General features: G+C 40.2%; 13 protein-coding genes. 7 read left to right on the forward strand and 6 right to left on the reverse strand.

Translation table 11 applies throughout. From position 1 onward, the window contains the following. Nucleotides 1-40: 40 nt before the first annotated feature. Nucleotides 41-442, reverse strand: coding sequence for a TonB-dependent receptor (locus H5180_RS15580; RefSeq protein WP_261375587.1), 402 nt, complete (start codon nucleotides 440-442; stop codon nucleotides 41-43). On the opposite strand from H5180_RS15580, the gene H5180_RS15585 reads away from it, so the two are divergent. Beyond that, complete coding sequence (locus H5180_RS15585; protein ID WP_145237760.1) at nucleotides 441-623, forward strand: DUF2986 domain-containing protein; 183 nt, start codon at nucleotides 441-443, stop codon at nucleotides 621-623. The genes H5180_RS15580 and H5180_RS15585 overlap by 2 nt on opposite strands. On the opposite strand, the gene H5180_RS15590 is transcribed toward H5180_RS15585, so the two are convergent. The 3 genes from H5180_RS15590 to H5180_RS15600 form a co-directional block, all read right to left on the reverse strand. Continuing rightward, nucleotides 620-1,501: a DUF1444 family protein gene (locus H5180_RS15590; RefSeq protein ID WP_182758555.1), complete on the reverse strand. Its 882-nt coding sequence runs from the start codon at nucleotides 1,499-1,501 to the stop codon at nucleotides 620-622. The two genes, H5180_RS15585 and H5180_RS15590, sit on opposite strands and share 4 nt — an antisense overlap. A 135-nt stretch (nucleotides 1,502-1,636) precedes the next feature. Beyond that, nucleotides 1,637-3,787 (reverse strand): TonB-dependent receptor, encoded by a 2,151-nt coding sequence (locus H5180_RS15595; RefSeq protein WP_182758557.1) that lies wholly within the window; start codon nucleotides 3,785-3,787, stop codon nucleotides 1,637-1,639. 137 nt (nucleotides 3,788-3,924) lie between these two features. Next, nucleotides 3,925-4,791 carry an MBL fold metallo-hydrolase gene (locus tag H5180_RS15600; RefSeq protein ID WP_182758561.1) on the reverse strand — a complete coding sequence of 289 codons (867 nt, stop codon included), beginning with the start codon at nucleotides 4,789-4,791 and terminating at the stop codon, nucleotides 3,925-3,927. 104 nt (nucleotides 4,792-4,895) lie between these two features. Here H5180_RS15600 and H5180_RS15605 point away from each other — a divergent pair, with 104 nt between their 5' ends. Together H5180_RS15605 and H5180_RS15610 are read left to right on the forward strand one after the other, a co-directional pair. Further along, nucleotides 4,896-5,783, forward strand: coding sequence for a LysR family transcriptional regulator (locus tag H5180_RS15605; protein ID WP_182734455.1), 888 nt, complete (start codon nucleotides 4,896-4,898; stop codon nucleotides 5,781-5,783). 236 nt (nucleotides 5,784-6,019) lie between these two features. Beyond that, nucleotides 6,020-7,222, forward strand: a complete 1,203-nt coding sequence (locus H5180_RS15610) for an MFS transporter (RefSeq protein WP_145237506.1) — start codon at nucleotides 6,020-6,022, stop codon at nucleotides 7,220-7,222. A gap of 44 nt (nucleotides 7,223-7,266) precedes the next feature. Here H5180_RS15610 and H5180_RS15615 read toward each other — a convergent pair whose 3' ends face one another. Both H5180_RS15615 and H5180_RS15620 read right to left on the reverse strand, forming a co-directional pair. Beyond that, entirely contained in the window at nucleotides 7,267-7,464 is a 198-nt protein-coding gene (locus H5180_RS15615; RefSeq protein WP_145237509.1) for a helix-turn-helix transcriptional regulator, read from the reverse strand. Next, nucleotides 7,461-7,895: a hypothetical protein gene (locus tag H5180_RS15620; protein ID WP_145237512.1), complete on the reverse strand. Its 435-nt coding sequence runs from the start codon at nucleotides 7,893-7,895 to the stop codon at nucleotides 7,461-7,463. Before H5180_RS15620 ends, H5180_RS15615 begins: the two co-directional genes overlap by 4 nt. A 230-nt stretch (nucleotides 7,896-8,125) precedes the next feature. Between H5180_RS15620 and H5180_RS15625 the strand changes: the two genes are divergently transcribed. The 4 genes from H5180_RS15625 (at nucleotide 8,126) to H5180_RS15640 (ending at nucleotide 15,588) form a co-directional block, all read left to right on the forward strand. Next, nucleotides 8,126-11,374: a winged helix-turn-helix domain-containing protein gene (locus H5180_RS15625; RefSeq protein ID WP_182758563.1), complete on the forward strand. Its 3,249-nt coding sequence runs from the start codon at nucleotides 8,126-8,128 to the stop codon at nucleotides 11,372-11,374. Nucleotides 11,375-11,396: 22 nt separating this feature from the next. Then, nucleotides 11,397-11,762, forward strand: coding sequence for a DP-EP family protein (locus H5180_RS15630; RefSeq protein WP_145237518.1), 366 nt, complete (start codon nucleotides 11,397-11,399; stop codon nucleotides 11,760-11,762). Between the two features lie 179 nt (nucleotides 11,763-11,941). Further along, nucleotides 11,942-12,934: a sensor domain-containing diguanylate cyclase gene (locus H5180_RS15635; RefSeq protein WP_182734459.1), complete on the forward strand. Its 993-nt coding sequence runs from the start codon at nucleotides 11,942-11,944 to the stop codon at nucleotides 12,932-12,934. Between the two features lie 104 nt (nucleotides 12,935-13,038). Beyond that, nucleotides 13,039-15,588 (forward strand): TonB-dependent receptor plug domain-containing protein, encoded by a 2,550-nt coding sequence (locus H5180_RS15640; RefSeq protein WP_404936347.1) that lies wholly within the window; start codon nucleotides 13,039-13,041, stop codon nucleotides 15,586-15,588. The last annotated feature ends 20 nt before the right edge of the window (nucleotides 15,589-15,608 follow it).

Below are 15,608 nucleotides of genomic sequence, written 5' to 3' on the forward strand. Positions count from 1 at the left end.
TAGCCATGCTAAACATCATGGCTACATTTAGGTAATTTACTTAAAATGCGTAGCTGATACCGGCATTAACCGAGCGACCTTGTCCTGCTAATTGGCTGAAGCCTTCGCTCATATCTGTTTTAAAATCAGCAATACTGACTCCGCCTAACGGCTGTTGATAATACTGATCAAGTAAATTAGTAATTGCTAACTTAACTGTTAGCTTATCCCATGTCGCCTTGGTTGCTAAATTCACTAAGCTATAGTTGGCTGTTAGATTTTCAATACGACGCGGATCTACACGCGTTTTACTATCTACCCACTGCCAGCTTAATGAGTTTTGCCATTTACCGAGTTGTTGCTCAAGGGCTATTTTGCTATGCAGTGGCATTATTTGATATAACGGCTCATCACTGTCATCACGCTCGCCATGGGTGCTAGTAAGCGCGTGAAGATAAACCATTAACCGCAGAAAAAAGCTCGTTACTAAATTTAATCAAAAAGATAAGCGCGCTAATACTAAATTACACAAAAGTAATAAGCCTGCTTACGCTTCTAAAGCTGAACGTGAAAGATTGGCTTTACTTGTTGAGGGACAACTGATGAAGCGTGAAAGTGAACACGCTTCTCTCGTAAGCCTCTAAAGGTCAATTTGCTGCCAGCTATCGTCTTTGAGTGTATAGATATTGGGTGATATTGCATAAGCAAGCTCAGGGAATTGACTGTAAGTGATTCCTGCTACAGACATTACTGCCTTATTATCACTTTTACTGGCGATAAGTAAAATATTGCGACTAGGTATACCAATAACAACCTCACCAGGAATTTTTTGTTTAAGTAACTTTTTGAATGATGGCGTAAGAATAGCTGTTGCTTCATAATTTTCATCAGCAACTAACATATAAACATCACCATGCTCTCCGATGTCTAATTTTTCTATTTTGGCATTAATGGTATTTAAATATTTATCTAAGTTAGCGATTGCTTTACTTCTTAAGTTACGACTTGATATCGCTAAGCTTTGAAAGTCTTGTTGAGTAAGAAAGCGTAAACTATCAGGTGAATCTATTGCATAAAACACCAATAGCTCACCTGTTAACTTTTCATAATAAGGCAGCTGTATTTCGTTCACTCCCACAGCTGCTAGCTGACTTTTCACTCCATCTAAATAACTTTGTGATTTTATCACTGGGCGTAACTGGCTAATATTAAGTACATCTGATTCATCTAAATTTTGATATTCAACTTGACTGGCGATAAAGTCTGTTAACGCTTCATCCATACTTGCTTGCCCTGAAATATAACGTGCATAGCTATTTGCTAAATAACTCGTTACTTTTAAACCATTTTTAAACTCAATTTCAATGACAAGATTATCTACATGATTGAAGGTTGCTTGCTTGAGTGCCAATTTCGCACGTTCAGTATACTGACGTGTAAATTCTTGCTCCGAAGTGCTAGCGGCAAACCCGGGGATGCTAAATATACTTATTAACACAAATAAAAGAGGGTAAAACTTCATAGCTTAGATCCTTTAACTATTCATTATTTTAAATAAGCTAATAGTATGTTTTAAAAATAACATTAACAATGTTTTTTAGGTACGAAAAAGGCCAAATTATTTGGCCTTTAAAAAACTTAACTAATTTTCTATTTATTAAAATGCGTAGCTGATACCGGCATTAACCGAGCGACCTTGTCCTGCTAATTGGCTGAAGCCTTGGCTCATATCTGTTTTAAAATCAGCAATACTGACTCCGCCTAACGGCTGTTGATAATACTGATCAAGTAAATTAGTAATTGCTAACTTAACTGTTAGCTTATCCCATCTCGCCTTGGTTGCTAAATTCACTAAGCTATAGTTGGCTGATAGATTTTCAATACGACGCGGATCTACACGCGTTTTACTATCTACCCACTGCCAGCTTAATGAGTTTTGCCATTTACCGAGTTGTTGCTCAAGGGCTATTTTGCTGTGCAGTGGCATTATTTGATATAACGGCTCATCACTGTCATCACGCTCGCCATGGGTGCTAGTAAGCGCGGCGGTTAAATCCCATGTGCCTGCATTTTTACTATCAACAACACGGATAATACCTTCAAGCTTAGTGCCATAAAGTGTGGCGTCTAAATTGGTAAATTGCAGGGGATTACGCTCAGTTAATACCTTATCTGTGCGGTTAGTACTGCCAACAACAGTAACATCAATATAATCATTTACTTGGGTATACCAAGCGTTAGCTGTTATTTGCCACTGTCCATCTTTTGCCGATTTAGTGTAACTGGTGCTGATGGTATGCGCGGTTTCGGTTACTAAGTCTGGGTTACCAATATAACCATTACCATCACCAAACCAACCAATCATACTGGTCGACATTGTGCTGACACCCCAGCTATAACGTTCATATAAATTAGGCGCACGATTTTTACGTGCTAAGCCAAATTGTAGTTCATCTTCATTAGTAATTTGGTAGCGTAATAATAGGCTGGCATCCACAAGCGTGTCACTGCGCGCGCGATCCATGGCATTAAACTCTTTTGCAGCATCTTTATTTGGATCTGCCATATTCATTGCTGGCATACTTCCCATACCTGACATTCCATTCATGCCATCACCCATGTCTGAATATGGCTGCACTTCACCGGTATCCGTTTGCACATATTCAATACGCGTACCAGCAGAGACCCACCACTTGTTATTTAGCTGCTTTTGCAGCTCAGCAAAACCGGTGTAGCGGTCACGTTCACCGTCATTAATATTTACATAGTCGTTAGGCCCCATCATCATTGAGCCTTCAATCGCAGGCCACCAATCATCAATGCGGTAACCATAGTATTCTTGGCCGAGCAGTAATACAGTGTCAGCATCAAAGTCTAAACGCCAATTAAGTTGATAACTGATATCTTGCGCGTCGGTATTCATCGGCATCATGCCGGTTTTTTCAGCGCTGAAAAAACCCATTTCGTGCTTTACATCATTAAAGTTTATTTGCGCTCGAAACTCACCACTTTCAAGCTGGCGTTTATACTGAGTGACTATGCCATAACTGGTGTTATCCGTCATATCCATATATTGATTAGCAAAGCCCTGAAAGGGTATTTTTTGATGCGTTAATTTAACCACTAGCTGTTGTTTTTCATCTCGCAGCGCTGCAGTTAATGCATGATTTTGCACGCGATATAGAGTATCTAATACTAAATCACCATTACCATCGTCATAACTATCAGCGTCTTCAAAGGCACCTTGATAATTTAAACTCAAGCTGCCACTGGCAAGTCGTGCGCCAACACCTACCGCTTGCGCATTATTTACACTGCGATACTGCGCCGACACATAACCTGAATGCCACGCTAACGTATCACTCTCACCATATTGCGCAGCAATGGTGTTTACTACAATAACGCCGGCAATGTTATCGCCACCAGCGCTTACTGGCGAAATACCTGCAATCACTTGATAAGACGATAGCTGATTAGCCGAAATATAAGATAATGGTGGGTTCATCTGATTGCCACAGGCCGCAGTAATATCTGCGCCATCAACCAGTACTTTAACTCTATCGCCCATCATGCCATTTAATATAGGTAAACTAGAAACGCCACCTGCCGCAGAGAAATCCACCCCCAACTCAGTTAAAAGCTGTTCAGCAGAACCTAAATTTGCATGGCTGTTAACGTTTTGGCCTTGTACCTCAATCACTTCAATTGAATCATCAGCAAGAACGTAAGGAGAAACTAAACTCGCTATGCAAAGTGCTAACGGAGAAAGTGCATAACGTGAATTGATAAGTGGATTGTGGTTGCTCATTTTATTCTTTAATTACAGCAGGTTTAAGATGAACAAAGTATATAGTGTGCGACGTTGCCTGAACACGTGACAAATTGTCGCACCTATAATGCTATAAACTCAGTGCTGAGAATATCGTAACTAGATAAGTAAACACCTTACCAGATCATTTCACCCATATGCACTTTAGCGCCTAATTCTAAACTACTGGTATCAGTAAATTCGGGATAAAGCGTAACCATTTTGGCGATTAACTCTTGGCTATTGTGACTGTGCTGTTTTGCTTTCACAAACGCAGTTATATAGTTAAAGGTAAAATCAATGGCGCTAGCATCTAATGCAGAGCCTGCTTCCATATGCCCAGGGATCACCATTGCTGGTTCAAGCGCTTTCATTTCATTGAGCTGTTTTAGCCACGCATCAATACTTTGCTGACTTTGCGTATCAGCCATCCATACATGGTGCCCAGCTGAAACGGCTACATTACCTAAAATTGTTTTATTTGCAGGGATCCATAAATAAGGACGATGCGCTAACACCCCAGCTTGCATTCTGATCTGAATTTCATGCCCTTCAAGCTGCAATGTTTGTAGTGAGTAACCTTTTGGAACAATGGGGTTTGCTGGCGTATTGCTGCCCATTTTAGGCCCCCAAAATGCGATTTTATTAAGACGATTTTTTGCAATTACTTGCGCCACAGCCTCGGGAGTTATTAACTTTGCATTGGGGAATAGTTGCTGTAACAACTGCGCACCAAAGTAATAATCAGGATCTGCTTGGCTAATAAAAATGGTGGTTAACTCTTTACCTGAATCATACACTTTAGCTGCAATTCGCAGTGCATCCGCATTCGTAAAGCCACTATCGACCACAATAGCTTGCTTATCACCGTAGACGATACTTGAGTTAACCGTAAAACTATTACTATCAGCGTTATAAACATCCACCGTTAATTGCGACTTAGCCTGCGTACTTGCAGCCAGCATTAACAATGAAACAGATAGCGACTTTACTAAAACCTTCATTTAAGATACCTAAAATAAATACTGTTAGGTGAATAATAAAGAATTGATTAACTCAAATAAACGCACAACAATAAACATCATTATTTCAAAAAACGATCTAATTAATGGATAGAGTCACTGCCGCAAAAGTATTTTTGGATGTTGCTCACTCAGGTAGTTTTACAGCATCCGCTGAGCGCCTAAACATGTCACGAGCAATGGTAAGTCGCAGCATCGAAACAATGGAAAACTGGCTGCAAACAAGGCTACTGCATCGCACTACCCGTAAAGTTGCCTTAACTAGTGCTGGTAAAGCATGTCTTGAAAATATTGAAAACTGGTATCAGCAAAGTGAACAACTAGTTTTACACGCAACTCCTGATGCAGCGCTGACTGGCAGTATTCGCATTGCCACGAGTATGTCGTTTAGTCAGTCACAATTAATGCCCGCATTAAAACCATTTTTACAACAACACCCATTAGTGAATATTGAACTAGAATTAAATGACTCAGCAACCAATTTGGCGCAAAAACAAATAGACTTAGCAATTAGAATTGCTGCAAACCCAGACCCATCATTGATCGGCAAACCTATTGGTATTTGTCACTCTGCGATTGTTGCATCAGCTGACTACCTTGCTAAGCACGCGCAAATAACTCAACCTAGTGACTTATCTGAGCATACCTATTTGGCACATAAACATTTTGCTAATCATGTTTTGCATTTAAAAATGCCCCAGCAACTTGCTTCTATTAACGTAACCAGTCGCCTTTGCGCTAATGAAGCAACCACCTTATTAAGTGCCGCGATTAATGGCTTAGGTATTGCGGTGTTGCCAACCTATTTAGCTAATGACTATATAGCACGTAACGAGCTTGTGCACATTTTGCCTGATTGGCATCCTGATGCACTAAACATTTATGCTTTGTATAGTTCCCGTAAGCATTTATCTCCAGCTATTCGGGCACTCATCGATCATTTATGCACGTACTTTAAAACAGAACACTGGTAATACTGGCAGCTTAAATGTAAAATCTACCCATTAAAACTGGAACGTTCCTATTAAAGTAAGAACGCTTGAATCTAACGTTATATTTAAAAATCTAAGTACGCCATTTTTCGTGTAATACGCTGACTTATTTTTATCATACAATCGCGGTTTAATTGGTTCTTCAAAATTGCAGTTTCCTGCTTTTTATTAAATAAATCATTCATATTTTTTCGTCAGTCTTTTTACAAGGGTTATCTATGTCACCTGAACCTAGCGTCGTGAACAATACGCTAAGCACTACCGCTATTTTGTTAGTACTTGCACTGGGTACTTTTATTTTAGGATTATCGGAATTTTCGATGATGCCAATGCTGCCATTGTTCAGCGAAACATTTGCCTCAACACCAGCACAAAGCGGTTATACCATTAGCGCCTATGCGATTGGCGTAGTGATCGGTGCACCGTTTTTTATGATCACCACAGCAAATATGCGCAAGCGTAATGCCTTGCTATTATTTGTGTCGATGATGTTTATATTTAACGGCTTAAGCGCATTTGCTAATTCGTTAGAGCAGCTTATATTATTTCGCTTTTTAAGTGGTTTACCCCACGGAGCTTATTTTGCTGTTGCCATTTTATTAGCCGCAGATATAGCACCTGCCAATAAACGCGCCAGCTTTATGTCTAAAGTATTTATGGGCCTTACCATAGCAACGATTGTTGGCGTACCTATGGTTACTTTAGTCGGTCAAAATTTTAGTTGGCGTTATTGTTTAGCGGGCACCGCAGTGCTGGCACTTGTTGCGTTAATTCTAATTGTAAAGTTCATACCAAACACAAAAAATTCAGCCCCTTCGTCGTTATTAAGCGAGTTGAGCGTACTGAAAAATAAGCTGGTTTGGTCAATTTTAGGGATCATTATTGTTGGCTTTGGCGGGGTGTTTTGCATTTATACTTATATTGCCGATACAATTTTAGTGGTCACCCACACACCAGCCTACACTATATCAATTGCGATGGTTATGTTCGGTATTGGTTGTACGCTGGGCAACTATATTTTAGGTAAGGCAGCGGATCATTCGCCCCTTAAAACCACCGGTATAGCACTTGTTGGCGCAATCATTTTTGCTACAACTTATGTAATGGCAAGCCATAACATTTGGTTACTTTATGCGGTTATATTTTTTATTGGTTTTAGTGTCGGACTTGGCACAGTTATTCAAACTATGTTGATGGATGTATCTCCGCATGGGCACGCAATGATTGGCGCACTTGTACAATGCGCATTCAATACTGCAAATGCAATTGGTCCTTGGGTTGGCGGCTTAGCAATTGCACAAGGCGCGCAACCTAATCAAACCGGCTATGTCGCCGCAGTGTTATTTGCTGGTGGATTTATTATGTGGTTACTGAGTGCATTGCAAATGGGTAAACAAAAACCGCAACTAGTTGCCCCATAAACAGCACTACACTCTGCGTACTTTAAGCACGCAGAGTGTAGAATTTATACCTCTTCATCTTGAAAGATATCTTCAATTTTTAATTTAAATAAACGAGCTGCTTTAAACGCTAATGGTAAACTAGGATCGAACTTGCCTTTTTCGATAGCATTCACCGTTTGCCTTGATACATCAAGTAGCTCTGCTAATTTTGCCTGAGTAAGGTCATGCTCCGCGCGCAATACTTTAAGGCGGTTTTTCATTCTTCGTCCTCAGCGCCAAGTTGTTTATTCATCACTACGACAGACACTAAATAAGTTATCCCCATAAACATCACTAAATGGGAAATCCCTTGTCGAAACGAAATTACCCCGCTCGTTTGTAATACCGAGTATGCTAAACCAAATACTAAACTCCCTCCTAAGGTAATCGCCATCGCATTTAAATGTAACCGTTGCTGCAATTCATCTAAACCAGCTAAATGGCGTTTATTTGCCATAATCATCATAATACCTGCGAAAACATTGACCATAATTGCCACTATACTAAGTAGCGTGTTCTGCTCGCCCCACAGCAACAATGGCCCGAATGACGCAAGCGCCAAAGTTAAAACCCACGCCAGAGTCCACTTTGCTAAATAAACTGTGTTTAGTTTGTTACGTTGTTTGAATGTTAATCCTGTTTGTTGTTTCATGTTCTCACCTTTTTAGTCAAGTAAACTTGACTAAGTATTATTGAAGAATACATTTAAGTCAAGCAAGCTTTACATAAAGTAACGTAGATTAGACACAACCTATACTATAACTGTTTAATTAAGATTCTTAACGTTTGACTCAGAATATTGTATTAACTTATTGCTTGCAGTAGGATAAAAAAACCTGTTGAAGTAACCTCAATTTTAACAATAACAATGATGAGCCCTGCATGAGTAAATCCGTTTTCTTTGTCGGCGAATGGCAAGTAACAGCTACCACCAATAGTTTAATACGAGGCGCGCAAATCAAACAACTTGAGCCCAAAGCGATGGATGTTTTATTGTTATTATGCGAAAAACAAGGAGAGTTAGTTAGCAGTGAAGAGATCCTTAACCACTGTTGGCGCACAGTTGCAGTGGGCGATAATCCCCTGCATAAAGTCATCACGCAATTGCGTAAAGCATTTGACGATAAAGCCAGTGATCCGCAATACATAGAGACAATCCGCAAGCGCGGCTATCGCGTTATCGCCAAAATAGAGCTCCCTCTTGATGATGAGCAAAAAGCCAGCCATAGTAAGTGGCAAGGTGATTCGCCATTTGTTGGGTTAAGCGCGTTCACCCCCAATGAAGCCGCGGTGTTTTTTGGCCGCAGCAAGCAAATAAACACACTATTACAGCGGGTATCTGCGCAAATTAATTATGGCCGCGCATTTTGCTTATTGCTCGGCTCAAGTGGCTCAGGTAAGTCATCACTGGTCAATGCAGGTGTATTACCAGCACTAATGAGTGAAGCAGGCTTTGATGGCTTTCGAATTAAGTCATACTGCTTGCTCGACTTTGCAGACGTAAGTAAAGGTCGGCTATTTCTCGATCTAGCCTCTACTTTACTTGATTTAGAAATCAACGATGCGCCAGTTTTAACAAATATCAGTGCCGACTCCCTCAGTGAGTTATTACTCTCAACGCCTGAGCAAGTTATTGAGCGTTGCCAAATGGCTTTAAAGCAAGGGCAAACAACCCATATAAAACCGTATTTATTTTTATTTATCGACCGCCTTGAAGTATTGCTGTCGTCGCCAGTATTTAGCGAGCAAGAGCGCAGCCAGTTTTTAACAATTATAGAGTTACTGGCCACCAGTAACTGCATTATTATATTTAGCGCCTGTCGAAATGACTTTTACCCCCAAGTGGTTAATCAACCCAGTTTAATGGCTGGTAAAGCCAATGGCGCGCATTTTGACTTGCTACCGCCAACGCGTTCTGAATTAAAACAGATGATCCGCCTGCCAGCTTTAGCCGCAGGGCTTAGTTGGCAGCTTGACCCTGAGCACCAAACACCACTGGATGAAATGCTCTGTAACGACACCGCCAATAACCCCGACGCCCTGCCAATGCTGCAATACACTTTGCAACAACTGTACTTACAGCGCAGCGAAAACGATGAGCTATTAGTCTCTGAATACCAAGCATTGGGCGGTATTGAAGGCGCGATTGGCCAAAAAGCTGAGCACGTTTTTACACAACTGCCCAAGCAACAACAAGCCCAGCTGAGCTTGGTATTATCAAAACTAATTACCCTGCACGCTGATGGCGAAACCCTCACCAGCCGCGCAGCCCGTTGGGATGAACTCACCACCCCTGCACAAACACAACTTGCACAAGCGATGGTCGATAGCCGCTTATTTGTGTCGCACCTTAAAAACGAGCAAGCCTGTTTTAGTTTGGCACACGAAGCACTACTACGTCAGTGGCAACGCGCCATAGACTGGATAAACCACCACCAACAAAGCTTAGCCATTAAAAGTCGCTTACAAATCGCCACCGAGCGTTGGTTAAATGAGCAAAAACATGCCGACTTTTTATTAGCCCAGGGCAAGCCGTTACAAGAAGCACAAAGCCTTATAAATAACCCGATGTTTAGCCTCAGTCCTGCTGAACTGAGTTTAATTAAAGCATCAAACCGCAGGGCAAAACGTAAAAAAAGAGTGTTACAAGCCACCGCGGTTGCACTTATTTTACTCAGTTTTATAGCCACCTTTATGAGCGTACGCAGCTACCACGCCGAGCAAGTAGCGCAGCAAAGACGCTTAGAAGCCGAAAGCCTACTTGGCTTTATGGTGGGTGAATTTGCCGATAAACTGCGCAGTGTAGAACGTATGGACTTACTCGATGGTATTAGCAATAAAGCGCTGGAGTATTTTACTAATCAGGCTGATGAGGACAACTCTCTCTTTCGCTTTACAGACCAAAAAACCGAATTTAACAACCGCTTTCAATATGCACAAACCCTTGAGGCAATGGGGGAAGTGGCCTATTCCCGCGGTAAAACCGACGAAGCATTTACCGCGTTTGAGAGCGCCCGCACCCGACTTGAGGGATTATTAAAAACCCAACCTAGCAACTTAGAGTTACTTACGCTTGCGGGTGCCAATGCCTTTTGGTTAGGGCAACTTCATTATGATAAAAGTGATTACGCTGCCACAGAGCCAATGTTTAAAAAATACCAAGCCTATAGTGAAACAATGTACTCCCTAGCACCCAATGATTTTAACTCCATTATGGAGTTGTCTTATTCACATAACTCTCTCGGCTCGTTATATTTAAAACAATTTAACTATGCTGCTGCAAAACAAAGCTTCACAGAGTCGCTAAATCTTAAAAACAAAGCACTCGAGCTTAAACCCAACAATAAAAACTTATTACGTGATAAAACAGATACAATTAGCTGGCTTGCCAGTACAGAAGAAAATTTGGGTGATTTTAATACGGCATTAACAATGTTAGAAAATGCATCTAATGAGTTGAATAATATTTTGGCACAATATCCCAATGATGCCAGCGTATTAAGCAATCTTACTTATATTTATATGCAACAAAGTTTCCTACTAAGTTATTTCTCGGATAAGCAGCGCTCTTATGAAAAAGCTAAGCTAGCAAATGACAGTATACGTAATGCTCTTCTTCAAGATCCAAATAATAATAAATTCCAGAAAATATATTACCGTTCTTTATCTTATAAATTGATGTTATCGAACGAGCAAGATCTTAACGATAACATAAAAGAAATATTAAACTTTTTAACAGAGCAGGATTTAAATGATACTGAAACTATTAATATATTTATCAGTATTATTCATTACTACATCAACATAGGTATAAATTCCAAAGCAAATGAACTACTAATTAAACTTGAAAAAAACAATGATTACAAAGTACAAATAGGAAAACTATGGCAAACAGCAAACTCCTTAGTTTTAGCAAGGATATATTTAATTAAAGCTAAACTTGCAACAAATAATGATGACCGAAGCTTATTTTGTGAAAAAGCAATTAAAATAATTTCATTCCGAGAAAATAAAAGTATAAAAACAACGTACCCTTTGGTTCAAGCATATAGCTGCTCAAATAGAAAAAATGAAGCGAAAGAATTAAAAGAAAACCTAATACAGTTAGGTATTGATGACTTTAGCCTATAACAAAAATGATAGAGGAAATAACATGAATAACAACCAACAAGTTGTTAACTTTTCAGTAGAAATCGAGCTTGTAGATAACAAAGCAAATTTTACATACTATATAGGAGATGACCAAGTCTCAGGTGGAGGTGAGGTAAGAACCAAAACTGCTGCTATTTACACTTTAAAACAAGACACATTTAATAAAGGCTTCTTATTTAGCAGCGCAACAATCACTGGCAACTGTGCTGATGACTTCCTTTACGTAGTTAATAATAACGGTAAGTCTATTACCATTACAGATACCGATGAAACCAGCGGTACAGCATCAATCATTTTTAATGTGGAATGTAATGGCACCTCTTACAGCAGTAGCGACCCTCAGGTTATAAACAAAGAAGAAATTTAATTACTGCAACCTATCCCTTTCTTTCTCTTGCTTCGCAGGCGTTACCTCACCTGCGTATTTTCATTTTATTATTAAAAATCAAAAACTTAAAACCAGAAGGTTACCAGAAGGTTTATTTGCACTTTTTTAAGTAAATTTATAGACACCAAAAACGTATAGCAAAACGTAAAGGATTAAACGTGTCTAACCAAACAAATAATAACCAAACACTTAACGCAAATAAGCAATCAGCTACTATTGGCAAAACCCTTTCAGCCTGTCTTTCTCACTTACAGTTTGGTTCTTTAATTGAATTATTCAACGGCATCAGTGAAGGTATTTTTATCATCGATGAGCAAGGTACGTTTGAGTTTGCAAACCCAATGGCGGCACAGTTTTTAGGCGACTCCCAGCAATCATTGATTGGTCAAAGCCTACTACAGTTTTTACATGAAACTGACCGCGATAAATACATGTATACGTTACTAAACTGGTTAGATATAAAAGATACTCGCCTTAACTTTGGTCCTAATGAAGTAAAAATAAACAAAACGGATGGCAATATAATTGAGGCCGACTTATCTATTTCTAATATGCCTTCGAGCATTGCGTCAGCGCAAAAACTTTATGTGTGCATATTACATGATTTAAGTATTCACAAAGCAATATATAACAAATTAAAAGTACAAGCTTCAATAGATCATTTAACTGGGCTTGCTAATCGCTTCACGCTCGATGAATCATTAAAACAATACTGGCAAGAAAGTATTCAAAGCCACCAGCCATTAACTAGTATATTAATTGATGTCGATCATTTTAAGAGATTCAACGATACCTATGGCCATATTAAAGGCGATAAGTGCTTACAAAAAATAGCCAAGATTATTTTGCAATGTATACCATCAAGAGATTGTTTAGCCGCTCGCTATGGCGGTGAAGAATTTGCTGTTATTCTGCCACGCTGCAACCGCGATAGCGCCGCTGTTGTTGCCAGACATATTCAACAACAAATAAATGCGATGACGTTTACTGATATAGGCCTGCCGCCAGAAGTTAAAGTAAGTGTGAGCCAAGGTATAGCCTGTGAACTTGATAATCAATACCGTACCTGCGAAGCACTAATATGTGCTGCTGATACTGCTTTATATAGAGCAAAATCTGACGGCAGAAATAAAATCAGCATCAGCTCATAAACACAACATTAACAAGATTTGATTTATTTTAACGAAATGCATTAGTTACACATATACTATATTTTAATGTTATTTGTTTGTTCCCAATACGCTATATAAACTAGATGGCGTATGACAACAACTCGGGATCAACAATGAAACTATTTAACAAGTTACCTTTACAACTTGCTATTGCAAGTACATTGGCAACCTCAGCGACTGCAATCGCTGTTGAGCAAACAGCTGACACAACAGCACAAGATATTGAAGTTATTTCGGTTACCGGCACACGTCGTAGTTTACGCAGCCTGTCGGAAAGTACAGTTCCTGTAGACTTGCTAACCAGTCGTGATCTGGCAACCACAGGCCAGCTTGAAATAAGCCAAGTGCTTGCGGCTCAATTACCTAGCTTTAACTACCCAAGTGCAACCCTCGCTGATGGTACAGACCATGCAAAACCAGCAGTATTACGAGGCCTAGCTCCTGATCACACCTTAGTACTTGTCAATGGTAAACGCCGTCACTCTGGTGCTTTATTAAATTTAGGTGGCACAGTTGGCCGTGGCTCTACGGCTGTTGATTTAAATAATATTCCAACCTCTGCGATTAAACGCGTTGAAGTACTGCGTGATGGTGCAGCTGCTCAATATGGCTCAGATGCCATCGCCGGTGTGATCAATATTGTGCTCAAAGATGCCGATGAAGGCGGCAGTGTAAGCTACACTTATGGTCAATATGATTCGCAAATGGCAGGCTCTGCACAGTTAAAAGAAACAATCATCGACTCGCAAGGTAAGCTTGGTTTTGTTAAAGGTGATGACCGCCGCGTTAACGATGGTATTACCCGAACTGCAAGTGCCAATGCGGGCTTTTCGCTTAGCGAGAATGGCTTTATCAATATCTCAATTGAAACCCGTAACAACGAGCCAACTAACCGCTCAGGTATTGATGAGCGAGAACAATATAATCGTAATGAAAACGGCGCGCTTGATCCAAAAGAGCTAACGTTTGACCGTTATAATCACCGTTTTGGTAAAGCCAATGTTGAAGATATCGCGCTATTTTATAATCTTGGCTACGACTTTAGTGATGACTTATCACTTTACTCTTTTGCCAGCTATTCAAATCGTAAAGGTAACTCAGGCGGTTTCTATCGCCGTGCCAAAGACAACCGTAATGTGCCAAGCGTTTATCCAGATGGTTTTTTACCAAACATTGACACTGATGTTGACGACTATTCATTTGCTATCGGCTTAAATGGGGTTAGTAATGATTGGACATGGGATATCAGCACTAATTATGGTCGCAATGATTTTGCATTAGGTGTTAGCAATAGTATCAATACCTCTATGGGTGCTAACAGTCCGACAGAGTTTGATAATGGCGCATTAGTGTATGAACAATTCCTTGTTAACATGGATGCCAGCAATAGCTTTGACTTAGGCTTGCCTGATGACGTGTTTGTTACCATTGGTACTGAATATCGCCATGAAAACTACCAAATCAAAGCCGGTGAACAAGCTTCGTATTTAACGGTACTTGATGCACAAGGCGTACCTGTTGCCGCCGGTGGTGCACAAGTTTTATCAGGTTTTTCACCCGATAGTGCAACTGATAAAAGCCGCCATAACATTGCCCTATTTGCTGAATTTGATACCTACCTCACTGAAAATTGGAATGCTGTGCTAGCAGGTCGATTTGAAGACTATAGTGATTTTGGCAGTACTTTTACAGCGAAACTTGCCAGCCGCTATAGCATTACTCCTTCATTATCGTTACGTGGTGCTATCAGTAGTGGTTTTAGAGCACCGTCTCTTGCACAAACATCTTATAAATCAGTCAGCACTGTATTTGAAAATGGCGTACCTAGAGAAGTCGGATTATTTCCAAGTAGTGAGGCTGCTGCCAAAGCGCTTGGCGCAAAAGATTTAGACGCTGAAGAGTCTGTCAATATGACCGCTGGTTTTATCTTCACAGAAGGTAATTTTAGCTTCACGCTTGATGCTTATCGTATCGATATTGATGATCGCATTGTGCTTTCTGAAAACTTAGAAGGCCCTGCTGTTGAAGCTATTTTACAACAAGCCGCTGAGCTTAATACCCAAAGTGTGCGCTACTTTACCAACGCTATCGATTCGCGTACTCAAGGGGTTGATATTGTTGCCACCTATTTACTCGGTTTAGCTGATTATGGTGACTTACGCTTAAGTGCCGCTGTAAACTTTAACGATACAGAAGTTACTCATGTGAAAGACAATCCACCAGAACTCGAAGCGTTAGGTGATGGATATCAATACTTTGCACGACGTGAAATTTCTCGATTCGAAAAAGGCACACCAGCAGATAAATGGAACCTGTCTGCAACATGGGATTATGAAAATATACAGGCCACGCTTCGTGCAACTCGCTATGGTGAAGTAGCTGATACCTCAAGTAGTGCTGAGGGCGATGAGCTTCTTAAGGCGAAATGGCTCACTGATATTGAAGTGGCGTATCGCCCAACCGAGCAATGGAAACTTGCTTTAGGTGCTAACAATCTATTTGATCAGTACCCGCAAGATACGGTAAGTAATATTGGTTATAGTGATTTCAACCAAATTTTCACTTACAGCGGGTTCACGCCATATAGTTTAGATGGCCGCTTTGTTTATGCGAATGTAACGTTTAACTTTTAATTAAACAAGTAACTACGGCC

This window comes from Pseudoalteromonas sp. SR41-4, from assembly GCF_014163985.1.
Classification (GTDB): domain Bacteria; phylum Pseudomonadota; class Gammaproteobacteria; order Enterobacterales; family Alteromonadaceae; genus Pseudoalteromonas; species Pseudoalteromonas rhizosphaerae.